The organism is Ruegeria sp. CL3, from assembly GCF_056536505.1.
This window is the reverse complement of record NZ_JBQFPT010000003.1, coordinates 73498-96530: the sequence shown is the minus strand read 5'-3', so window position 1 is coordinate 96530 and position 23033 is coordinate 73498. Positions and strand designations below refer to the sequence as shown.

17 protein-coding genes are annotated in these 23033 nt (G+C 58.8%); 7 read left to right on the top strand and 10 right to left on the bottom strand.

All coding sequences use genetic code 11. The features are described 5' to 3' along the window. Positions 1-28 precede the first annotated feature (28 nt). Genes ACR0NO_RS04865 through ACR0NO_RS04855 form a run of 3 tightly spaced genes read left to right on the top strand, consistent with a single transcriptional unit; the run spans position 29 to position 3140 of the window. Positions 29-1045 (top strand): C4-dicarboxylate TRAP transporter substrate-binding protein, encoded by a 1017-nt coding sequence (locus tag ACR0NO_RS04865; RefSeq protein ID WP_170469831.1) that lies wholly within the window; start codon positions 29-31, stop codon positions 1043-1045. A gap of 58 nt (positions 1046-1103) precedes the next feature. After that, positions 1104-1733: a TRAP transporter small permease subunit gene (locus ACR0NO_RS04860; RefSeq protein WP_170376651.1), complete on the top strand. Its 630-nt coding sequence runs from the start codon at positions 1104-1106 to the stop codon at positions 1731-1733. Positions 1734-1736: 3 nt separating this feature from the next. Continuing rightward, a complete protein-coding gene (locus tag ACR0NO_RS04855; RefSeq protein WP_480723164.1) occupies positions 1737-3140 on the top strand; it encodes a TRAP transporter large permease in 1404 nt (467 codons plus the stop codon). 261 nt (positions 3141-3401) lie between these two features. Here ACR0NO_RS04855 and ACR0NO_RS04850 read toward each other — a convergent pair whose 3' ends face one another. Both ACR0NO_RS04850 and rocF read right to left on the bottom strand, forming a co-directional pair. Next, on the bottom strand, positions 3402-4445 hold the full coding sequence (locus ACR0NO_RS04850; RefSeq protein WP_480723163.1) for an ornithine cyclodeaminase: 1044 nt from the start codon (positions 4443-4445) through the stop codon (positions 3402-3404). After that, positions 4445-5365: an arginase gene (gene rocF, locus ACR0NO_RS04845; RefSeq protein ID WP_480723162.1), complete on the bottom strand. Its 921-nt coding sequence runs from the start codon at positions 5363-5365 to the stop codon at positions 4445-4447. The genes ACR0NO_RS04850 and rocF overlap by 1 nt, the downstream gene beginning before the upstream one ends. A gap of 87 nt (positions 5366-5452) precedes the next feature. Between rocF and ACR0NO_RS04840 the strand changes: the two genes are divergently transcribed. Together ACR0NO_RS04840 and mprF are read left to right on the top strand one after the other, a co-directional pair. Next, positions 5453-5881 (top strand): Lrp/AsnC family transcriptional regulator, encoded by a 429-nt coding sequence (locus ACR0NO_RS04840; protein WP_170469819.1) that lies wholly within the window; start codon positions 5453-5455, stop codon positions 5879-5881. Positions 5882-5968: 87 nt separating this feature from the next. After that, positions 5969-8572, top strand: coding sequence for a bifunctional lysylphosphatidylglycerol flippase/synthetase MprF (gene mprF / locus ACR0NO_RS04835; RefSeq protein WP_480723161.1), 2604 nt, complete (start codon positions 5969-5971; stop codon positions 8570-8572). Positions 8573-8676: 104 nt separating this feature from the next. Here mprF and ACR0NO_RS04830 read toward each other — a convergent pair whose 3' ends face one another. The 4 genes from ACR0NO_RS04830 to ACR0NO_RS04815 form a co-directional block, all read right to left on the bottom strand. Next, on the bottom strand, positions 8677-10239 hold the full coding sequence (locus ACR0NO_RS04830) for an efflux transporter outer membrane subunit (RefSeq protein WP_480723160.1): 1563 nt from the start codon (positions 10237-10239) through the stop codon (positions 8677-8679). Positions 10240-10250: 11 nt separating this feature from the next. Then, positions 10251-11396 (bottom strand): HlyD family secretion protein, encoded by a 1146-nt coding sequence (locus ACR0NO_RS04825; RefSeq protein ID WP_170457995.1) that lies wholly within the window; start codon positions 11394-11396, stop codon positions 10251-10253. Positions 11397-11417: 21 nt separating this feature from the next. Beyond that, a complete protein-coding gene (locus ACR0NO_RS04820) occupies positions 11418-11774 on the bottom strand; it encodes a DUF3302 domain-containing protein (protein WP_170376673.1) in 357 nt (118 codons plus the stop codon). A gap of 108 nt (positions 11775-11882) precedes the next feature. Further along, a complete protein-coding gene (locus tag ACR0NO_RS04815; protein WP_480723374.1) occupies positions 11883-12647 on the bottom strand; it encodes a DeoR/GlpR family DNA-binding transcription regulator in 765 nt (254 codons plus the stop codon). 179 nt (positions 12648-12826) lie between these two features. On the opposite strand from ACR0NO_RS04815, the gene glpD reads away from it, so the two are divergent. Further along, the gene (gene glpD / locus ACR0NO_RS04810) at positions 12827-14416 is read left to right on the top strand and encodes a glycerol-3-phosphate dehydrogenase (protein WP_480723159.1); all 1590 of its coding nucleotides are present in this window, start codon (positions 12827-12829) and stop codon (positions 14414-14416) included. A gap of 37 nt (positions 14417-14453) precedes the next feature. On the opposite strand, the gene ACR0NO_RS04805 is transcribed toward glpD, so the two are convergent. The 3 genes from ACR0NO_RS04805 to metG all read right to left on the bottom strand — a co-directional run bounded on the left by ACR0NO_RS04805 (position 14454) and on the right by metG (position 20740). Continuing rightward, positions 14454-17591 carry an efflux RND transporter permease subunit gene (locus ACR0NO_RS04805; RefSeq protein ID WP_480723158.1) on the bottom strand — a complete coding sequence of 1046 codons (3138 nt, stop codon included), beginning with the start codon at positions 17589-17591 and terminating at the stop codon, positions 14454-14456. Between the two features lie 3 nt (positions 17592-17594). Then, a complete protein-coding gene (locus ACR0NO_RS04800) occupies positions 17595-18773 on the bottom strand; it encodes an efflux RND transporter periplasmic adaptor subunit (RefSeq protein ID WP_170469796.1) in 1179 nt (392 codons plus the stop codon). A gap of 248 nt (positions 18774-19021) precedes the next feature. Next, positions 19022-20740 (bottom strand): methionine--tRNA ligase, encoded by a 1719-nt coding sequence (metG, locus tag ACR0NO_RS04795; protein ID WP_480723157.1) that lies wholly within the window; start codon positions 20738-20740, stop codon positions 19022-19024. Between the two features lie 255 nt (positions 20741-20995). Between metG and ACR0NO_RS04790 the strand changes: the two genes are divergently transcribed. Next, positions 20996-21730, top strand: coding sequence for an OB-fold-containig protein (locus ACR0NO_RS04790; protein ID WP_170665281.1), 735 nt, complete (start codon positions 20996-20998; stop codon positions 21728-21730). A gap of 25 nt (positions 21731-21755) precedes the next feature. Here ACR0NO_RS04790 and ACR0NO_RS04785 read toward each other — a convergent pair whose 3' ends face one another. Next, complete coding sequence (locus ACR0NO_RS04785; protein ID WP_170677735.1) at positions 21756-22976, bottom strand: MFS transporter; 1221 nt, start codon at positions 22974-22976, stop codon at positions 21756-21758. Positions 22977-23033 lie beyond the last annotated feature (57 nt).

The following is a 23033-nucleotide window of genomic DNA, read 5'->3' as shown; positions in this document are numbered from 1 at the left end:
AGGGGGCGCATCAAAGGGAGAAGATATTATGAAAAAGATGCTGAGCGGTGCCGCCGTCGCCGCCCTTGGCGTTGCCTTCGTGTCCGAGGCCGCAGCCACCGAATGGAACGCCTCGGTCTGGGGCAAGCGCCGCGCCTTTACCGAACATGTCGAAAAACTGGCTGAACTGGTCTCGGAAAAAACCGGCGGAGAGTTCACGATCAATGTCAGCTATGGCGGCCTGTCGAAACCGCGCGAGAATCTGGACGGGATCGAGATCGGCGCCTTCGAGATTGCGCAGTTCTGTGCCGGTTATCACCGCGATAAGAACCGCGCGATTACCGTGCTGGAACTGCCGTTTCTGGGAGTGAACAATCTGGAAGAAGAGGTTGCCGTCAGCCATGCGGTCTATGATCACCCAGCGGTGGCTGAAGAAATGGCGCAATGGAATGCGCGCATTCTGATGACCTCGCCCATGCCGCAGTACAATTTGGTCGGCACCGGCGATCCGCGCGATAACCTGGCCGCTTTCGAAGGCATGCGTGTTCGCGCGACAGGTGGTCTGGGCAAAGCGTTTGAGGCCGTGGGCGGTGTCCCAACCTCTGTCCCTGCGACTGAGGCTTTCAACGCTATGGAATCGGGTGTGGTCGATACCGTCGCTTTCGCGCAGCACGCGCACCTGTCCTTCGGTACGATCAATGAGGCGGATTGGTGGACTGCAAACCTTAACCCCGGCACCGTGAACTGCCCAGTGGTTGCGAATATCGACGCGTATGAAGCGCTGTCACCCGAACACCGCGAAGCGCTTGATAGCTCAATTGACGAGGCCATTGCACACTACCTAGCCAATTATGCTGGGCTTCTGGAGCAATGGGACAGCGTCCTGGAAGAAAAGGGTGTGCAGAAGGTAATGATCGACGACGCGGTCATAGAAGAATTCCGCGCCAAGGCGGCCGATCCGATCCGCGAGCAGTGGATTGCAGATATGAGCGCGCAGGGCCTGCCAGCGCAGGACCTCTACGATCTGGTTCAGACCACGCTGACGCAACAGCGCGGCGGCAACTGATCGCATTCGCCGGGCGCGTCCTAGCGCCCGGCCTTTCTTGACAAAGGGGATCACCGGAATGGCGGGACAGGCCACGGTGCTGGAGGATGGCAGTCGCCTCAGCCAGATCGATCAGCACTTGCTGAAGTTAGAGCGGGCTCTCGCCTTGATCAGCGGAATAGCCGTCTTTGGACTGATGGTCCTGGCCGTCGTCTCGGTCAGCGGCCGCAACGCGATAAACGCGCCGTTGCCGGGCTATGTGGATTGGATCGAACAGGCGATGCCACTGATCGCCTTTCTCGGCATCTCTTACGTGCAGCGCGATGGCGGCCATATCCGGATGGACATCGTGATCTCGCGTCTGCACGGTCGGGCGCTGTGGTTGTTCGAGCTAATCTCGGTCATCCTGATCCTTGTCCTGATGCTGGCATTGGTCTGGGGCAGCTGGTCCCATTTTGACCGATCCTTTGATTTCGGCGCGCCGATGTGGAGCCGCGACAGCTCAATCGACATCGGAATCCCGCTTTGGCCTGCGAAATTGTTGGCCCCGGTGGCGTTCTCGGTCTTGTCACTTCGGCTGGTGTTGCAGATCTGGGGCTATGGCCGCGCTTTTGTTCTTGGGCTTGAGGCACCTGTGGCGGTGCCCTTGATCCAAGACGCCGCCGCACAGGCTGCTGCCGAGGCAGAGCAGTTCGAAGGGCAGGACTAACAGATGGACACGATTGACATCGGCCTTTGGGTGACGGCGGGCCTGCTGGTCCTTGTGGTCACGGGCATGCGAGTGGCCTTTGCGGCAGGTCTGGCCGGGCTGTTCGGCTTGGTTTGGATTTTCTGGGCCAAGTTTGGCTACGATCCCGACAGATTTGGCAAGGCTCTCACAGTCGCCGTCAAAACTGCAGGGCAGGTGCCGCACTCGAAGGTTGCCGCCCATACGCTCAGCCTGATTCCGACCTTCATCCTGATTGGTTACCTTGCCTACTACGCAGGCTTGACACGTGCCCTCTTCGAAGCGGCCAAACGATGGATCGCTTGGGTTCCCGGAGGCCTCGCGGTCTCTACCATATTCGCCACGGCAGGGTTTGCCGCCGTCTCTGGTGCCTCGGTCGCCACCTCGGCTGTGTTTGCCCGTATCGCGATTCCCGAAATGCTGAGCGTCGGCTACAACAAGCGCTTCGCCGCAGGCGTCGTTGCAGCTGGCGGGACGCTGGCCTCACTGATCCCACCATCAGCCATCCTCGTGATCTATGCCATCATCGTCGAACAGGACGTCGGCAAGCTACTGCTGGCTGGCTTCATTCCCGGAGCGTTTTCTGCCGTGATCTATGGCTTGCTCATTGTCGGTATCGCGGTTGTGTTCAAATCCGTTGGCCCTCCGGTTACCGGTTTCACTTGGAAACAACGGTTCCAAGCACTTCCCGGCGCGATCCCGATTGTCGCCGTCATCCTGATTATCATCTGTTTCGTCTACAACCCGTTCGGCGACAAGGCGTGGGGCACGCCAACTGAAGGCGGCGCCATAGGCGCGTTCATCGTCTTCTGTTTCGCCCTGGTTCATGGCATGCGCTGGCCCGAGTTCAAATCGGCTCTGTTAGAGACAGCGAAGCTGACGGCCATGATCTTCTCGATCATCTGGGGCGTGCTGATCTACGTGCGGTTCCTGGGCTTTGCAGACCTTCCGGGTGCATTCTCGGATTGGATCACTTCGCTTGAGATGTCGCCGATGCTGATCCTGATCTGCATCCTTCTGGCCTATGCCGTGTTGGGTATGTTCATGGATGCCATCGGGATGTTGCTGTTGACCTTGCCCGTCGTTTACCCCGCCGTCATGGCCCTGAACGGAGGCGAAACTGTCAGCGCCGCAGACAGCGCTTTTGGCATGTCCGGCCCGATGTGCGCGATCTGGTTTGGGATTCTGGTGGTGAAGATGGCTGAGTTCTGCCTGATCACCCCACCCATTGGTCTGAACTGCTTTGTGGTTGCAGGGGTCCAGCCGGACCTGAGTGTTCAGGATGTTTTCAAGGGGGTCACCCCGTTCTTCCTGGCAGACGCGGCCACCATTGCGCTTCTTGTGGCATTTCCGGGCATCGTTCTCTACTTGCCGTCTTTGGCAGGCTAGAAGTTTGCGAGGCTCTGCCTCGCGCTCCGGGATATTTTTAGCCAGATGAAGCAGGGATCCGCTCTCCAATATCAACGTTGGAGAGCTTCACCTGGCGCGGTCATCGGCGTCCCCGCCTGTACCGCAAAACAAGAGTACCGAGCCTAGGTCAACGATCCGTTTCTTCATCTGGCTAAAAATATCCCGGGGGAGTCGCCCGGAACGGGCGGCGGGGGCAGAGCCCCCTTTTCGACACTGACCCTGCGCAGGATCGAAAGGAAATTAGCCCGCGCGCATGAGCATCCCGAACAGATCGCGGGGATCGTCGGGGTCGGCGAGCATGTCCAGCGGCTCGAAGAAGTCAGTTTCCGCGACCGCGCTCTTGATGACGCGCAGAGCCGAAAAGTCCTCGATGGCGAAGCCGACACTGTCGAAAAGCGTGATCTGCTTATCGTCTGTCCGACCGCGTGCCTGACCTGTCATGACCTGCCACAGTTCAGTGACAGGATGGTCATCTTCCAAAGCCTGAATTTCGCCTTCGATCCGGGTTTGCTCGGGGTATTCCACGAATATCTCAGAGCGCAGAAGGATATCGCGATGCAATTCGGTTTTGCCGGGGCAGTCGCCGCCAATCGCGTTGATGTGGACACCTGGGCCGACCATGTTGTCGGTCAGGATCGTGGCATATTTCTTGTCCGCGGTACAGGTGGTGATGATCTGCGCGCCCTCAATCGCCTCTTCGGCGGTTTTGCAAGGCACTACGTTCAGGTCTTTGCCTTGCAGGTTAGCCGCGCATTTGGCGGTGGCGTTCGGGTCCGTATCATAGAGCCGCACGGTGTCGATGCCGCACATGGCTTTGAAGGCCAGGCATTGGAATTCAGACTGCGCGCCATTGCCGATCATGGCCATTGTGGTTGCACCCTTGGGGGCAAGATATCGACCGACTAAAGCCGATGTCGCCGCCGTCCGTAGGGCGGTCAGGATGGTCATCTCGGTCAGAAGCGTCGGATAGCCCGTGTAGACATCCGCGAGCAGTCCAAAGGCCGTTACTGTTTGCAGCCCTTCAGAAGTGTTCTTTGGATGACCGTTGACGTATTTGAACCCGTAGGCCTCACCATCCGATGTCGGCATGAGTTCGATCACCCCATGCGGGGAATGCGCCGGAATCCGAGGGGTCTTGTCGAAGCTTTCCCAGCGTTTGAAATCGGCCTCAATCTGTTCGGCGATCCTGATGATCATCTTTTCGACGCCGACATGGTGAACCAGCCGCATCATGTTGTCGACAGAAACAAAGGGCACCAGGGCCTTGTCTGAGGGTACAGTCATCAGAAACTCCGAGTGGGGCGGTCAAAGATCCGGCGTCCCATCAGGGATGCAGCCAGGTCGACCATGAGTTTTGCGGTGCGTCCGCGTTCATCCAGAAAGGGGTTCAACTCGACCAGATCGAGGGAGCAGACCAGCCCGCTTTCATGCAAAAGCTCCATGACCAGATGGGCCTCGCGTTCGGTGGCGCCCCCGGGCACGGTTGTTCCGACGGCGGGCGCGATCGCGGGGTCGAGGAAGTCGACATCCAGTGAGACGTGAAGGATGCCGTTCTCGGCCCTCACGCGGTCGAGAAAGGCCATGAGAGGTGCCTTGATCCCATGCTCGTCGATGCTGCGCATATCGGCCAGCATTGCGTGGTTCTTCTCAAGCGAGGCGCGCTCAGCGGGGTCGACCGAACGCAACCCGATCATTCCAACGCGATTGGTTGGAACCACGGCAGCCAAGGGTGGAAAGTCTTCGAACCCGGGCTGGCCGGTGAAGTAGGCGACAGGTGTTCCATGCAGGTTGCCGCTGTCTGTACTGCCGGGGGTGTGAAAATCGCTATGGGCGTCCAGCCACAGAACGAACAGAGGTCGGTCGACGCGCTGTGCATGATCCGCCATTCCGGCCACGGTTCCCATCGACAAGGCATGATCGCCGCCCATGAAGATTGGCACACCTTGGGGTGAAACCTCAGTTGCGACTCGGGCCAAGGCCTGCGTCCACCCGATGCACTCGGGCAGTGCGAAAAGGTGGGAGTGGTCCGGGGTCTCGACCGCATCCGGGGCGACATCTCCGTAGTCGATCACCGTGTGACCAAGATCCGCAAGGGCGCGATCCAGCCCGGCCACGCGGTAGGCATCCGGCCCCATTCGGCAACCCTGCCGACGCTTGCCCGCGTCCATGGGGGCGCCAACCAAAATTATGTTCTTCGTATCCATATGCTTCATGTAACGTGACAGTCTGTCTTGCGTGAAGAGAGCAAATTGCTCAATAAGAAAGGTGAATATCCAAAAAGGAAGCTATTCATGGACGATTTGGATAACAGACTGCTCAGCGCGCTACATCGGGATGCGAGGGCATCGCTGTCTGAGCTGGCCGAGACGCTTGGCGTCACGCGCACGACCGTGCGCAGCCGGTTGCAGCGCCTCAAACAATCGGGCGAGATCGTGGGCTTTACTGTTCAGACCAAGCGTGATGTGGCGCAAAGCCCGGTCCGGGGCCTGATGATGCTCGAGATCGAGGGGCGCGGGACCGAACGCACAATGGCCCGGATCGGAGCACTGCGGCAGGTGCGCGCCGTGCATTCCACAAATGGCAGCTGGGACCTGATCGCTGAAATCGGTACGGATACGCTGGCCGAACTCGACGAGGTCTTGTTCCAGATCCGCCGTATGGAAGGGATCACTCGGTCTGAGACGAACCTTCTGCTGTCCACGCGCAAGGGAAGGTTCTGAAAACGCTGCGTGAAACGGGCCGTTACGCTTTGTCGGCCAAGGAAATTGTGCCACAGTCGGCGGAGATACAGGCAGGATTGATCGAAGATGACCACTCAGCAGCACGAACCACGGGCCGTGCAATTGGCCGAAAAGATCACCGCATTCCTTGAGAAGCCATGGGTCCGCATCGCCATCCCGATCTTTGTCACCCTGATTGCATTGACGGTTCTGCATGAACTGTCTTCTCATGTGAAATGGGCAGACGTTCAGGCGGATATCTCGGAAACGTCTTGGCGCGTGATGTTTTTTGCTCTGTGTTGGACGGCGGTCAGTTTCTTTTCGCTGTCTCTATACGATGTCTTCGCAGTTCAAAGCGTGGCAGACGGAGAGGTCCCTCTGCCGGTTGCAGGAATGGCCGGAGCCAGTGGCTATGCGGTGTCCAACTGTTTGGGCTTTTCATACATCACCGGAACGGCCATCCGATATCGGGTATACGCGTCTCTGGGCCTTGATCTAAGCCGCGTTGCCGGGGTCATCGCCACGTCCTGGGTGGCGTTCTGGACGGGGCTGGTTTTGGTCCTCGGCTTGCTTTTGACCTTTCACCCTGACGGTATTTCAAACGCTCTGCCGATCAGCGCGACGGTTGAGACCGCTATCGGGTTGGGTCTGCTTGGCGCGTTGATCGCCGTTTTTGTCTGGCTCTCCACCGGTGGGCGTCGGTTAGAGGTTCTGGGGATTGGCTTCCAACTGCCGGGCGGCAAGCTGGCCTCTTGCCTGACGCTGGCGGCGATTGGGGATCTGGCCGGGGCCTCCATGGTCCTTTACGTGCTGATGCCGGACGACCTTGGGGTGGGATATCCGTTTTTCTTCACCATTTTCATCGCCGCGATTGCCGTTGGGATCGTCAGCCACGCGCCAGGCGGTATTGGCGTATTTGAGGCGACGCTAATCGCAGGGCTGGGTGCCTCGGGTCGGTCGGATGTTATTGCGGCGCTGCTGCTTTACCGCGTCGTATATACGTTCCTGCCTTTCGCCATCGCCAGCCTGTCTATCGCTGTTGCCTCGGCGCTGACCCAGCGCCATCGGATCATCGGGGCAGGGACATGGATGTACCGGGCCATTCGTCCTATCGTGCCGATGGTGGCGGCTGGGGTGACTGCGGTTGCTGGCATCATCCTGCTGGTCTCGGGTGCGTTGCCAACCGACAGTAAAAGCCTTGGCGCGTTGCGCGAGGTATTGCCGTTGTCCTTTGTCGAGGCCTCGCATCTGGCAGGCAGTGCCGTCGGTGTGCTGCTGCTGCTCGTGTCGCGCGGGTTGTTCCGCAAGCTCTATCGCGCGTGGGTGGTCGCGATGTTGCTGATGGTCGCGGGCTTTGCGGCGTCTCTGGCCAAGGGTTTGGATACGCATGAGGCGTTGGGCATGTTGGCCACGATCGCCGTTTTGGCGCTGTTCCGTGGTGCGTTCTACCGCGTCAGCGGCGCGTCGATCTTCCGGTTGAACATCCCTTGGCTGGTCAGCGTTATGGCGCTGCTCGCTGTCATTTTCTGGATCGGCCTCTTTGCCTATTCCCACGTGCAATACCAGAATGCCTTGTGGTGGGAGTTCGCGTGGAACGGCGATGCCTCCCGTTTCCTGCGCTCCAGCCTCGTGGTGGCGGTGATCCTTGGAATTGTGGCCGTCACGTCCTTGTTCGGGCGCGAGATTCCTGCGCCTGTGCGGACGGAAATCCCAGAATGCGTCGAACGTTTGGTCATGGAGAGCGAAGATACCGAGGCCCAGATTTCCCTGACCGGCGACAAGCAATTCCTGATCGCGCCTGATGAGTCTGCGTTCATCGCCTATGCCGACACCGGCAATGCCATCATCTCAAAAGGTGAGCCTGTGGGCGATGAAGCGGCTGGCAAGCAACTGGTCTGGCAACTGCGCGAAATGGCCGATCGAGAGGGTAAGCTTTGCGCCTTCTACAGCGTCTCGACCAAGTACCTGCCGACGTTTCTGGACCTCGGCCTGTCGATCCTGAAGATCGGAGAAGTCGCGCGGGTACCGTTGAAAGACTTCTCGCTGGACGGCAAATCCCGCAAACGCTTCCGTCAGGCCAAGAACCGGGCCGAGCGGGAAGGGTACGTGTTCGAGATCATTCCAAAGGAAGACCTTGCGCCCTTTCTGCCGGAACTGAGGGCGATTTCCGATCACTGGCTGGAGCAAAAAGCCGGGGCCGAGAAAGGGTTCGCCTTAGGTGGGTTTGACGATGACTACCTGTCCTACTTCGACCACGCCGTGTTGCGGAACGGAGAAACCGGTCAGATCATGGCCTTTGCCAACCTGTTTCAAGGTGGCAATAAGTCCGAGCTTTCTCTGGATCTGATGCGGTACGAACCGGACAGCCCCAGCTTCGTCATGGATGCCCTGTTCGCCGAGATGATGTCCTGGGGGGCCGAGCAGGGCTTCCATTGGTTCTCACTTGGTGCGGCGCCGTTTTCAGGGATCGAGAACCGGCAGCTCGCCTCCCTTTGGAATCGGATCGGCGGGTTCGTCTACGAACATGGCGAGCAATTCTATCACTTCGAAGGGCTGCGCGCGTTCAAACAGAAGTTCGATCCGGAATGGAGCCCGAACTATCTCGCCAGCCCCGGAGGGCTGGCCGCGCCGCGTATCTTGTATGAGGTGAACATCCTGATCTCAGGGGGCCTGCGCGGCCTGACCAAATAGCGCCAGCGTTTCGGGTTTAGTTTGAGACGCCAATACCCTGCCATGCCTCCGGCATTCTCGGGACATTGGCGTCGCCCATTGATTTAAGTGAAACCCGAAACGCTCTAATTCAGGCTGGCGCGGGTTGGTGTTTCCTGCAGCAGGTCGCCCCAATCGGTGCGGTAGGCCATCTCGGCCAGAACGGTATCTGGCAGGAACTCTCTGTTCTCGCGAATCTGCCAGCCGCCTCCTAGACCTTTGTAGACAGCGACGAGATTGCTGGAGACCTGTTGACGCGCCTCGATCAGATTGGCCTGAGACCGCAGCAGGGCTGTCTGGGTGTTCAAAACGCGCGAGTAGTCGGCGATCCCGTCGGTGTACTGATTGACGGCGATCTCTGCTGCCTTGCGCGAGGCATCGACGCTTTGCTGATAGAACCCGACCTGCTTGCGCGCCTGTGCATAGGCGACCATGGCGCTTTCGACCTCGGAATAAGCAGTCAGAACGGTGTTCTGATAGTTGGCGATCAGCGCCTGATAGGCGGCATCCTGCGCCCGGACATTGTTTTTGATGCGGCCATAGTTCAGTACGTTCCAAACGACGCCCGCGCTGGCAAGGCCCGTTGTGCTGTTCGAACTGAACAGGTTCCGCCCGCCCGAGGCCTGCAACCCAACCGAGCCGGACAGAATGAACTGCGGATAGAGATCCGCCATGGCAATGCCAACCTCGGCCGATTGCGTAGCTGCGGCCAATTCGGCGGCTCTCACGTCCGGTCGACGACGCAGCAGCTCAGCCGGGACACCAACCGCGACGTTGGACCGGGCCGAGGGGATACGACCGGAATTGCCCAGAAGGCTGGACATGCGCGAGGGCGTGGTTCCCAGCAAAACAGCCAGAGCGTTCTTGGTTTGCTGAAGATCGCTCTCAAGCTCTGGCACCAGGGCTTTGGTATTGTTCAGCAGAGCAGTGGATTCCTGTACGTCCAACTCGGTGGTGATACCGTTGTTGAACCGCAACTGGGTCAGGTCTGCCGATTCCTGCTGTAGTTTGATGTTCTCACGGGCAACGCCAAGCGACTCCTGCAAGGCGCGGATATTGACATAGAGCGCTGCGACATCACCCGTCAGCGTCACCAGCGCGTCGTCATAGTTCGCCACCTGCAACGCCAAGTTCGACCGCGCCGCCTGAACACCGCGACGCTGCGCGCCCCAAACATCCAGCTCCCATTGAGCATCAAAACCGGCCTGAGAGGTCGAGAATTCGGTATCCAGCGGAATAATCCGGTTGATATCAGCGATTGGGCCAAGATTGTCGCTGATCTGCCGCCGCTCGGTCGAGGCCCCGAGGACCTGCGATTGCGGATACAACTCGCCAAAGGCGATGCCCAACTGTGCCCGCGCCTGCAGGACCCGCGCGCCAGCGACCTGCAAAGACAGGTTCTGGGCATAGGCCTCGGCGATCAGTTTGTTGAGGGTGGGGTCATTGAATGTCTCCCACCATTTCACCACCGGCGCGCTGCGCGAAGTCAGGCCGCTTTGCCCGGTGCTGGGGCTGTTCACCTCGATCCACTGTTTCACGACCGGAGAGTTCGGGCGTACGAAATCAGGACCGACTGGAGCGCAGGCGACCAAAAACGCGGCGCAGAGGGCTGTTCCCATCAAGTGTCGAAAGGGGGTGGCCCGTGTCATGATGCGCGTCCTCAAATGTCTAGCGGTCGAATGAAATTGGCGAAGGAATACAGGCGGATGTTGATGCGCCGCAGAAACTCGAAGCTTTTGCCCTGACCGGTGTAGATCGCCACGGCGGCATGACCGCCAGCGGGCAGGATGTGCTCTTCCGGCAGATCGACGGTGATCTGTACAGCAATTCGACCGGGTAGCTTGGGCAGCTCAAAACCGGGCAGGCGGCCTGAGGGCAGGTACTGACCCTGACGGGTGGCCCACCAGATCGCCTCGACCTTGCCGGTTAGGATTTCACCGGGATAGAGGTCCAAGGCGACTTCAACCTCTTGGCCTACTTCAACAAATTTCAGGTTCTGCTGGCGGAAGGTTGCCAAAAGATAGGGGCTGTCTTCAGTGACGAAACTGGCTATCGCTCCCAAACGAATGTCACCCACTACCAAACCCGGGCGGGCCTGTTGTGAGACGATCATGCCATTCTCGGGGGCGTAGATCGTGGTGTTGTCCAGAAAATACTGGGCCTCGGACAGCTGCGCCTGTGCTTGCAAGATGCCTGTGTTTACGCCGTCAATCTGTGACGCCTGCGCCAGCTTTGCTTTCTCCAGATTGGCCTCGGCCTGTTTGACCGAGGCGGTATCCTCGGTCACCTGTTCGTTCCAGCGATCCAGCTCATCCTGACGCGCGCCGCCTGCGGGGACGAGGTTCTCATACCGGGCCTGCTGGGTGAGCGCATAGGCAAGCTGCGCGTTGGCGCGTTCCACAGCTTCGGTCGAGGCGATAACGTCCTGCTCCAGAATCTTGGCATTCTGCTCGGCGGCAACCAGTTGTGCCTTTGCATTGTCGACGGCCAGCGAAAATACGGTATCGTCAAAACGATAGAGCGGGTCGCCCTTGGTGATCTGCGTGTTCGGCTCGACCAGAACCTCGGTCAGAATAGTCGGCTGCGTCAGTTTTGGTACGATCTGAATCGTGGAACGCACCACATGGCTGTCGACCGAGAAGGGTTGAAAGAAGCGCAGCGCGACGAGGAAGATCAGCAGCAAATGCGCCCCTACCCAGAAGGACACAATCCCCCAGGCAATGTTGAACTTGAGCCACTCCATCTTGAAGAAGATGAACCAGACGAAAATGATGTAGAACAGCGTAATGCCGAGGGCGACGAACATGTCTGAGTGTTTCCTTTGGCCTTAGCTTTTCTGCGTCTCGTCGGGCGCAGCCTGGTATTCTTCTTTAACCGTACCACCGAGGCGTTCGATATCCTTGCGGATGGCGTCTTTCTCCTCGTCCGGACCGCGGCGCATGTCGACCGTAACACCATCGTGGAACGCCCACATAAAAGCATGAACCCACGGGACAACGGCCAAAAAACCCATCCATCCCATGATCTTGACGGCTTCGGCATGTGGATGATTGCGCTTGATAGCGATCCGTCCGGGCAGCCCCATAAGGAAAAGAAAGAGCGCCATCACCGCTGCCAGAAGCAGGATCAATGCCACGAATGTCAGATAGTCGTAGTAGCCTAGCGGCTGGCCCAAAAGTCCCATGCTCGATGCCTCCTGTCGGGAAGGTTGTCTCATCCTCAGACGTAGGCCCCTGTCTCGTCAATGACTTTGTGTTAGGACCTGACGTTTCCGAACCCGAGGAGGGGTGGATCAGGCAGGACAGACGATCAGCCCTGTGCCCCATCCTGCACATTTCGCCGCGAGGTCGGAGGTAAGCGGCTGATCGGTGTAGAAGCCATCAATCTCGGCCAGCGAGGTGATGCGGGCAGGGGCAAGCCGCTGGAATTTTGAGTGATCGGCCACCAGCAGCGTGCGCCGGGCCTGCGCGATGATCGTCTGGCTGACATGGACTTCCTGAAAGTCGAAATCCAGCAGATCACCTTCGGGGTCTAGCGCCGAGCATCCGATCACCGCATAGTCGAACTTGAACTGAAGGATCGTTGAGACAGTAAGGTTGCCCACCAGCCCTCCGTCCGAGCGGCGAAGGACACCACCGGCCAACACAATCTCGCAATCGGGGTTTTCGACGAGAATATTAGCGACGTTCGTATTGTTCGTCACCACCATCAGGTCCTTGTGGTTCAGCATCTGCCGCGCCACGGCCTCGGTCGAGGTGCCGATATTCATGAAGACCGACGCTCCGTCCGGAATGTCATTGGCACAGGCCTTCGCCATTCGGGTCTTGGCGTCTGCATTCAGGGTGCGGCGATCCTCATACCCGATGTTGGAGACGCCGGAGCGCAGGACAGCCCCGCCATGTACGCGGTCCAGCTTCCCGGCATCGGCCAGCTCGGACAGGTCCCGGCGGATTGTCTGGACCGTCACGCCAAACCGCTCGGCCAAGCCGTCAACAGTAACGCGGCCCTCGGTGCTGGCGATCTCAAGAATGTCGGATTGGCGGAAAGAGAGCGACATGTTGGATCCCATTCAGGTAAGTTGCTTTCGTTTTTCTTCTTTTGGTCAAAATTAGCAAGCGGCCATGCAGAATTTTCATAGTTGTGTTGCAAAACGAAAATAAACGAACATAAACGTTGATTGTACGAATGCAGTGCTGATTAATGCGCGCAACCAGATTGGATAGGGAATCACAAGCCATGCAAGCGACGGACGATCAGATCAGCGACCTGTTCATCATCGGCGGCGGGATCAACGGATGCGGCATCGCGCGCGATGCGGCGGGGAGGGGTCTATCTGTCACCTTGGCCGAGATGAATGATCTCGCCTCTGCGACGTCGTCAGCCTCGACCAAACTGTTTCATGGCGGTCTGCGCTATCTGGAGTATTTTGAGATCCGGCTGGTGCGCGAAGCGTTGATCGAGCGTGAGACGCTGCTGCGCGCCATGCCTCATATCAGTTGGCCGATGCGCTTTGTGCTGCCCTATCACAAGGACATGCGCTTTGACTCCGAGACGCCTACATCGAAGCTGCTCAGCACTGTTATGCCCTGGATGCGGGGGCGTCGTCCGGCGTGGCTGATCCGTCTGGGTCTGTTCATGTACGACAACCTTGGGGGGCGTAAAATTTTGCCGGGAACGCAATCGCTGGATCTGCGCAGCGCTCCGGAAGGTGGTCCTTTGCAGGGCAAGTTCGAAACAGCCTATGAATACTCGGACTGCTGGATCGAAGATGCGCGGCTGGTGGTGCTCAACGCGCGCGACGCCGAATCCCGTGGTGCGCGGATCATGGTGCGGACCGAAGTTGTCTCGGCCGAACGTGTCGACGACCTCTGGCATGTCTCCATCCGCGACCGGGCGACCGGGGAAAGCCAACTGATCCGGGCGAGAATGCTGATCAATGCGGGCGGCCCGTGGGTCGGGGACATCATCCAGACCAAGATCCGTGTGAACTCGCGCGAGGGTGTTCGTCTGGTGCGCGGCAGTCATATCGTGACAAAGAAGCTCTACGATCATGACAAGTGTTACTTCTTCCAAGGCGAGGATGGCCGCATCATCTTTGCCATTCCTTATGAACAGGATTTTACCCTGATCGGTACGACGGATCAGGACCATTCGGATCCCTCAGACCCTCCGGTCTGCACCGAGGCCGAGCAGACCTACCTGTGCGCGTTCGCAACCAAGTATTTCAAGAAACCGGTGACGCAAGACGATATCGTCTGGACGTATTCCGGCGTACGGCCGCTCTATGATGATGGGGCCAGCAGCGCGACGGCGGCGACACGGGACTATACCTTGAAGGTCGATGCGAAGGGCGGGGCGCCTGTTTTGAACGTGTTCGGAGGCAAGATCACGACCTACCGTCGCCTGGCGGAGAGCGCGCTTGAGAAAGTCGCCGAGCATTTCCCAAACCTGCCCGGACCCTGGACAGCGGGCGTGTCTTTGCCAGGTGGAAACTTTCCCGTCGATGGCGTGCAGGACCTTAAGCAGGCGTTGATCCAGGACTATCCGTTCCTCACTGAAAAATGGGCCGCCCGTCTGATCCGCGCATACGGGACAGAAGCGCGTACCGTGTTGGGGGACGCAAAAGACGCTGCTGATTTGGGTGAAGACTTCGGTGCAACCCTCACCGCGCGAGAACTCGAATGGCTGATGGACAAGGAATACGCCCTCAGCGCCGAGGACGTGGTCTGGCGTCGCAACAAGCTGGGGCTGCGTTTGAGTGCCGACCAGATCGCGCGCATTGACCAGTGGATGTCAGAGCGGTTGAATAAGGACGACGCAGCTTGAAAACAAAAAAGCCCCGCCGATTTGGCGGGGCTTTATCTTAGGCGGTTTCCTCGGACGGGCCGGGATCATTCTTGCTGCCCTTGATCCATTCCCGCAGACCCTGCATCAGGGCGTAAAGGACAGGTACAAGGATCACGCCGACCAGTGTGGCGGCCAGCATGCCGCCGAACACAGCAACACCAATAGCCTTCTGGCTCGCCGCCCCCGCGCCGTTGGCGGCCAACAGCGGGACAACCCCCAATAGGAAGGACAGCGCCGTCATCATCACGGCTCGGAAACGCTGATAGGCGGCCTCGGCAGCGGCATCTTTGATCGACAGGCCTTTGGCGCGTTGCTCCATCGCGAACTCGACAATCAGAATCCCGTTCTTTGAGGCAAGCCCCACCAGCATGATCATCCCGATCTGCGTATAGAGGTTGATGTCACTGCCCACGATCGCCACGGCTGCGACCGCCCCGAACAGGGCGACAATCACTGACAGCAAGATCGACACCGGCAAGGTCCAGCTTTCGTATTGGCCCACCAGGAACAGGTAGCCAAACAGGATCGCCAGCCCAAGGATCACGATGACCAGACCGCCCGAGGCCAGCTGTTGCTGGGCCGTGCCGGTCCATTCGAACGCATAACCGGGGGGCAGGGCGGTTGCCGATTCCTCGGTCATCACATTGATCGCGTCACCCGTGGACAGGCCCGGAGCGGGCACCGCCGTCACCGTTGCCGACCGGAACAGGTTGTGCCGCTTCAGCAAGACCGGACCCAACACGTTTTCCACGTCAATCAAAGTGCCCAGAGGCACCATCTCACCCTGTTGCGAGCGGACATAGAGGTTCGAGATATCCTCGACATTGTCGCGATAGGTGCCATCAGCCTGAATCATCACGCGGTAGACACGACCGAACAGGTTGAAGTCGTTCACGTAGTAAGACCCCAACTGCGCCTGCATCGTTTGGAAAATCTCGGCGACCGAGACCTGCAGGGTTTTGGCCTTTTCCCGATCCAGATCAACAAAAAGCTGCGGAACGTTTGCGCGGAAGGTGGTGTATGACTGGCCGATCTCGGGCCGCTGGTTCGCCGCGTAAACGAATGAGCCAACAGCCGATGCTAGATCCTGAGGCGAGCCACCACCTGTCTGTTGCACCTCCATCTCGACACCGGCCGACATGCCGAGGCCCTGAATGGGCGGCGGGTTGAAGGCCACGATCGAAGCCGCGGATTCACCGTTCGCAATCGCAAGTACCTTGGCGAGGATGGTGTCGGCACTCAGGTCTTCTTCCTGCCGGTCGGCCCAGTTTTCGAGGTTGACGAAAATCGCCGCACCGTTGGTCGTGGTGCCGTTCAGCAGCGAGAAGCCATTGATCAGAACGGTGCTGGCAACGCCCGGAATTTCGCGGATCTGTTCGTCCACACGGGCCGAGATCGTCTCGGTCCGCTCCAGCGTGGCGGCATCGGGCAGTTGGATATCCACGAACAGATAGCCATTGTCCTCAAGCGGGATAAATCCGCTGGAGGTGTTGGACATGATCGTCCCGGTTCCCATCCCCAAGGCGACTATCACACCCAGCGCGACAATCGGCAGGATCAGCAGTTTACGCACGATGGCGACATAGCCGTTTCGGACGGTCCCGATCAGGCCTTCGAACAGCGCCAGCAGCCCTTTGGGCGGGCCGGAGCGTGCGCGTAGAACCAAGCCACACAGGGCAGGCGACAGGGTCAGAGCGTTGATGGATGAGATCACAACCGCCGTCGAAATGGTCACGGCAAACTGCGAATAGAGCCTACCAGAGATGCCGGGCATGAAGGTCACGGGTACGAACACGGCCAGCAAAACCAACGTTGTTGCGATGACAGGACCGGTGATCTGGCCCATCGCCTTGCGGGTCGCCTCGGCAGGGGGCAGCCCCTCATCCGCGATGATCCGCTCGACGTTTTCGACGACCACGATGGCGTCATCCACCACGATCCCGATGGCCAGAACCAAGGCGAAAAGCGAGATTGTATTGAGCGACATTCCGAAGGCCAGCAAAAAGGCGAATGTCCCGATCAATGAGACCGGGATCGCCACCGCTGGAATGATTGTCGCTCGCCAACTGCCCAGGAACACGAACACCACCGAGATCACTAGAATGAAGGTCAGGATCAGCGTCGAGACCACATCGTTCAGCGAGGCTTCAACGAAGTCTGTGGTGTTGAAGGGGACACTGTATTCCACGTCTGTGGGGAAAGACCGGGACAGGCGGTCAAGCTCGGCCTGCACCCGCTCGGACACGGCAAGCGCGTTAGCGCCGGGTGCCTGGTAAATGCCGATCACGGTCGCCGGCACCGCATCGAAATAGCCGGAGGCCGCATAGTATTCGGCGCCCAATTCAACGCGTCCAATGTCACGTACGCGCACAATGGAACCGGCGTCACCCGTTCGAATTACGATGTCACCAAATTCTTCTGCTGATGTCAGGCGCCCTTTGGTTTTGATCGTGTATTGAAAGGTCTGTCCCTCGGGCACCGGAGGCGCACCGATTGAGCCTGCGGAGACTTCGATATTCTGTTCGCGAATGGCATTGATCACATCGCCGGGCGTGATCGACAGAGCGGCCATCTGGTCGGGATCCATCCAGATCCGCATGGCGTATTCCAGATTGGTCAGAACGTCCGCCTTACCTACACCCTGAACCCTCGCCAAAGCGTCTTTCAGGTTGATCGAGGCATAGTTGGAAAGAAACACGCTGTCATATGTGCCATTGGGCGAGGTCAGAGTGACCAGCAGCAGCATGTTGGTTGATGCTTTCTGCGTCACCACGCCGGATGAGGTTACCTCGGACGGAAGTGACGACATAGCCTGCGCCACGCGGTTCTGCACGTTGACCGAGGCGATATCTGGGTCAGTGCCGACCTCAAAGGTAACGTTCAACGAATAGGAGCCGTTGTCGGATGAGGTCGACGTCATGTAGATCATGTCGTCTACACCATTGACCTGCGCCTCGATGGGCGCGGCGACGGTGTTTTCCACGGTCTCGGCATTGGCGCCGGTATAGGTGGTCGAGACGCTGACAACCGGAGGTGTGATGTCCGGGAACTGAGCGACCGGCAGAACCATATAGCCGATACTGCCCATGATCGTCAGGACGAGAGAAATGACAAGCGCCAGCTTGGGCCGGCTGATGAACAGGGCTGAGAACATGCCTTATTCTCCCGGCTGCTCGGACGCGACAACCGCGTCCACCGCCACGCCGGGGCGCACGCGTTGCAGGCCCTCGACAATCACACTTTCGCCTTCGCGCAGACCTTCCGAGACGATTATGGCCGTGCCCACGGAGTCGCCGGTCGTGATATAGCGCTGCTCGACCATCTGTTGGTCATTGACGACCAGTACGAACTCGCCTCGCTGGTCACGCTGCAATGCTGCCTGAGGGATCAGGACCTGCAGGGTCGGCTCCAGTGCCTCGATCTGCACATTCACGAAGGCACCATCGATGATCAGGCGATCTGCGTTGTCAAACTCGGCCCGCACCGTAATGGCGCCGGTCAGCGGGTCGATGCGGTTGTCGACAAAGACGATTTCACCGGTTTCATCCAGCTCGGTTCCGTTCGGCAAAATGACATGCACATTGGGGCTTTTGTTGCTTTCCGCCAAAGAAGCAGCACTTTCACCAACCTGTTGAAGAACCGAGGTAAACTGTTTCTCATTCAAGGAAAAGTTTACATATATCGGCGCCTCGCTGACCAGATTGACCAGCGGTGGGTTCGTGGGGCCAACCACATCGCCTACGCTCGTGGTGACCCGGCCTAGGCGACCGGTAAAGGGCGCGTGGATCTCGGTATAACTGAGGTCCAGTTCCGCTTGCTGGATGGCGGCGTTCGCGGCTTTGACCTCGGCCTCGGCGACCAGTTCGTTGGCGCGCGCGATGTCGCGTTCCGACTCTGGCGTGGCATCGCGCCGGAAGAGTTCTTCTTTCCGCGCCAGATCGACCTTGGCCAGCTCCAAATTAGCTTCGGCGCGGTCAAGATCTGCTTTGCGGGCCTCAAGCGTCGCCTCATAGAGGTCCGGTTCGATCTTGAACAGCAGATCGCCCTCGGTCACCAGGGCGCCATCTTCGACCTCCTGACTATCAAGAAATCCACTGACGCGCGCGACGATGTCGACCTTATTGATGGCTTCTGCACGGCCGATAAAGCTTGCCTCATCTGTGATCTCTTCGGTGTAGGCTGCTGCGATTGACACTTTTGCGGCCGGCGCTTCACTTTCGTCTTGCGCAAGTGCCGGATAGCCAAAACCGATGCATGACAAAATGACTAGAGGGCGGCACAGTGCGGTGACAGCACCACGAGACCGGTTGCGGGGCTGCTTCAGAGCGACGGACATGTCAAAAGCCTCATACATTTCAAAAAACTGAGCCAATACGCAGCGTTAAAAAGCGACGAGTCGGCAGAACTTGAAGGCAGGATGGCCGTTTTGCAAACATATCTCAAGGTGATTGAAGGGGCGGGATGGTTGGCAGGTAGCGAAAATCCCGTTCAACCAGGCCGGTTTACGGGGTGCGCGCTGTTTGAAGGGCCCAAAAGAAAGGGGGGGCGTCGAGGCCCCCGTTTCAGAACTTCATACAGCTTGTGTCAGTCGCGCGTACCCGCAAATTTCTCCTGCCACTCTTCACGGTCCTCGTCGGCGATCTTGGCGAACAGGACATCAGGTACCGAGAACGCATGACCTGCGGGCAGGGCGTTCAGCGCGGCCTCGACATCTTCAGGCCAGCTTGTATCCAGCGTATTCATTGCGCTCAGCATTTTGGCTGAAGCGTCGGGAATAAAGGGCGCGCTCAGAACCGCATAGAGGCGGATCAGGTTGAGGCCAAGGCGCACCTGTGCTGCCGCCTGCTCGGGGTCTTCCTTGAAGGTCGACCACGGGGCTGCGGATTGCAGGTATTCGTTACCGGTCACCCAGATCGCCCGCAGCTCTTGCGCGGATTTGCGGACCTCCATGGCCTCCATATGACCTTCATAGGCACGAACGCGGCTGGTGATGTCGGCGATAAGTTCCTGTTCGCGCGCGCCAAATGTACCGCCTTCCGGCACAGCTTCGCCGAATTTCGAGCGGCAGAACTTGGTGATCCGGCTGACGAAGTTGCCCAGTACGTCGGCAAGGTCTTTGTTCACCGATTGCTGGAAATTCTCCCAGGTGAACTCACTGTCGCTGCTTTCCGGCGCATGGCTCAGCAGCCACCAGCGCCAGTAGTCGGCGGGCAGAATGGCCAGCGCCTGATCCATGAACACGCCTCGGCCCTGCGAGGTCGAGAACTGGCCGCCGTCATAGTTCAGGTAGTTGAAGGATTTCAGGTGGTCGACCATCTTCCACGGCTCGCCCGAACCCAGAATGGTGGCCGGGAAGCTGAGCGTGTGGAAGGGGACGTTGTCCTTGCCCATGAACTGCACGTAACGCACGTCGTCCGCACCTTTGTCGGTGCGCCACCAGCGTTCCCAATCTGCATCCGTCTTGCCATTCGCGTCGGCCCATTCCTTGGCGCAGGCGATGTATTCGATCGGTGCGTCGAACCAGACATAGAAGACTTTGCCCTCCATCCCCGGCCAGTCCAGATCGCCTTTCTTGACCGGAACACCCCAGTCCAGATCGCGGGTGATGCCGCGATCCTGCAGGCCGTCTCCGTCATGCAGCCATTTCTTGGCAATGGATGTGGTCAGGATCGGCCAGTCGGTCTTGCTGTCGATCCAGGCATCCAGCTGATCCTTCATCGCGGACTGGCGCAGATACAGGTGCTTGGTTTCGCGCACCTCAAGATCAGTCGAGCCGCTGATCGCGCTGCGAGGCTCGATCAGATCGGTCGGATCCAGCTGCTTGGTACAGTTCTCGCACTGGTCGCCACGCGCGCGATCATAGCCACAGTTGGGGCAGGTGCCCTCGATATAGCGGTCAGGCAGGAACCGGCCATCGGCATTCGAGTAGACCTGTTTTTCACTGACCTCACGGATCAGACCGGCCTCATCCAACTTGCCAGCGAAGTGCTGCGTCAAGTGGCGGTTCTGTTCGCTGGACGAGCGCCCAAAGTGATCGAAGCTCAGACCAAAGCGTTTGGCAATATCGGCCTGCACCGCATACATATCGGCGCAATACTCGGCGACGGGCTTGCCGGCTTTGGCTGCGGCCAGTTCGGCCGGGGTGCCGTGTTCGTCGGTGGCGCAGAGGAACATGACCTCGTTCCCCCGGCCACGCTGGTAACGTGCGTACAGGTCGGCAGGCAATTGCGAGCCGATCAGGTTGCCGAGGTGCTTGATCCCGTTGATGTAGGGGATCGCCGAGGTGATGAGAATCCGAGCCATTTTGCGTGTCCACGTAACTGTCTGCGCGCCCGTCTACCTTATGTCACCGCTCAGCAAAAGCCCGGGTTTGACATGGATGGCACGAAAACCATGGTTGCAGTGGAAAAAGCTCCACGACCAAATTGTCGATTGTATACGGGCAAGGGTAGGCGCTACCATTCAGTTGGCCAATAGATTTCCGGCCTTTTGATTTTATTGCGCGATGTTCTGCGCCTTTTTCATGCGAAAGAGTTTAGATTTCATGGTGTTTGTTTTATGTTCGATTTTCTTCTCCAAATCGCATTCACGCCCTTTACGATGGCGCTTGTACTGCTGTTTGGCCTGTTGGGAGGCGAGGTCATCGCCGCGCTTTTTGGTGGAAGTCTTCTGGCAAGCGAAGGTCTGGTCGAACTAAAGGCCCCCGGTCTGAGTGTTGCGGATTTCGATCTCGATATCGAAGCTGGCGTTGATCTGAGTGCGTTGGAACTGGCCGAGATCGAGGGCGAGGCTCCGGCGGCCTCTGCAACAGGAACTCTGACGCGGTTGGGGATTGGCGATGTGCCGGTCATGATCTGGCTGGTGGTCTTGTTGGGCGGTTTTGCGATGTCTGGAATTGGCGTTCAACTGATCGTCGAGGATCTGTTGGGCTCTGATTGGCCTGTTGGATTGGCCACCATCCCGGCGGGTATTTTTAGCCTTTGGTTTGCGCGCGGTTTCGGCCCGGTTTTCACTCGTTTGTTGACAAAAACCAAAACGGACGGAATGCCTGAACGCGTGCTGGCGCGGCGCAGGGGGGTGGTGACGCAAGGCACCGCCTCGCGCGGACGACCGGCTGAGGTGCGCGTCATGGATCGGTTCGGTAATGCGCATTACGTACAAGCAGAGCCGTTGCAGGACCGGGACACGCTTGAGCAAGGGACGGACGTTCTTGTTCTGCGGGACAAGCTTCTTGACCGGTTTGTGTTGGTCAGACTGTCCGATAAAACAGATTTCCAATCCGTTGAACCATAGCGCCAAGGGTGTCTTGGCGCTGCTACTATTCCTCGCGCGAGCGTTTCAACAAACGCCCAATCGTGAAGGATGTTCTGGGGGCATAGACATAGTTCGTCCGCTCCTCTGGGGTGGGGCGAGAACGCATTCGGGCCAGACCAAAGACGATCAGACCCAAATGACCAACAGCGACAAAGGCAAACAGCGCACCCGGCCCGAATTTCTCGATCAGTGTGGATGAGACGTAGGGCGAGGCAATCGCGCCCAGCGCGTACCAGAACATCAGTGCCGCAGACAGCTCGACCCGTTGTTCAGTGGTGGCAAAGTCGTTGGCATGAGCCGAGGAGACTGAGAAGATCGGGAAGGTGGTGAAACCGAACACCCATGCCGCCAGCATCACCCCGAGCGTCCCTGTGTTGCTGGCCATCATGGTTATTCCACAACTCAGCACCGCAGCGGCAGACAACCAGATCAATACCCAGCGCCGGTCGTATTTGTCCGCAAGCCATCCCATCGGGTATTGCGCCATCGCGCCACCCAGAACAAACGAGGCGAGGAAGAAGGCGATCTGATCTATGCCCAGCCCAACCTCTTGCCCGTAGACGGGGCCGACCATGCGGAACGAGGCAGAACTGAGCGCCGCAACGATCACCCCAGCAACCGCCAGAGGAGAGCTGCGCCAGGCCAGTTTGGGGCGCAGGCGCGGCGCGTCCGGGGTTGCAGGCTGGCTGGCGCGTGTCAGGGTCAGCGGCAGCAAGGAAGCGCAGCACAGGATCGCCAGCAAATTGTACGAGACGTAAGAGGCAGGCGGCAGGACCGCGATGATCAACTGCGCGCACAGCGATGCACCCATATCGGCGATGCGATAGGTGCCCATGGCACGCCCCCTGGTCTCATTCGTGACCTTTGCGTTCAGCCAGGCCTCGATCACCGTGTAGCACCCGGCGACACAGGTGCCAGACGCGATCCTCAGGAACGCCCAGACATAGGGGTTTTCGGTCAGTGTATGGCCAATCAGGCCCATCGCGCCCAGTGCGGTGCAGACGGCAAAGGCGCGGGAATGCCCGACGCTGCCCATCAGACGCGGAGCCCACCAGCAGCCGACAAAGAAACCGATGAAATGCGCCGAGCCCAACAGACCGATTTGTTCGGTCGTGAAATTCAGCGTGATGCCGGAAATGGCATCAAGCGGCCCAACGCCGCCGGTCGACAGTTGCAGCAGAATGACAGAAAGGAATAGGGCGGCAAAGGAAATGATCGTGCGCATGATGGGTCCACCTTGGCGAGGCTTTCAGACAATGCGCGCAGCTATTCGACGTCAAGG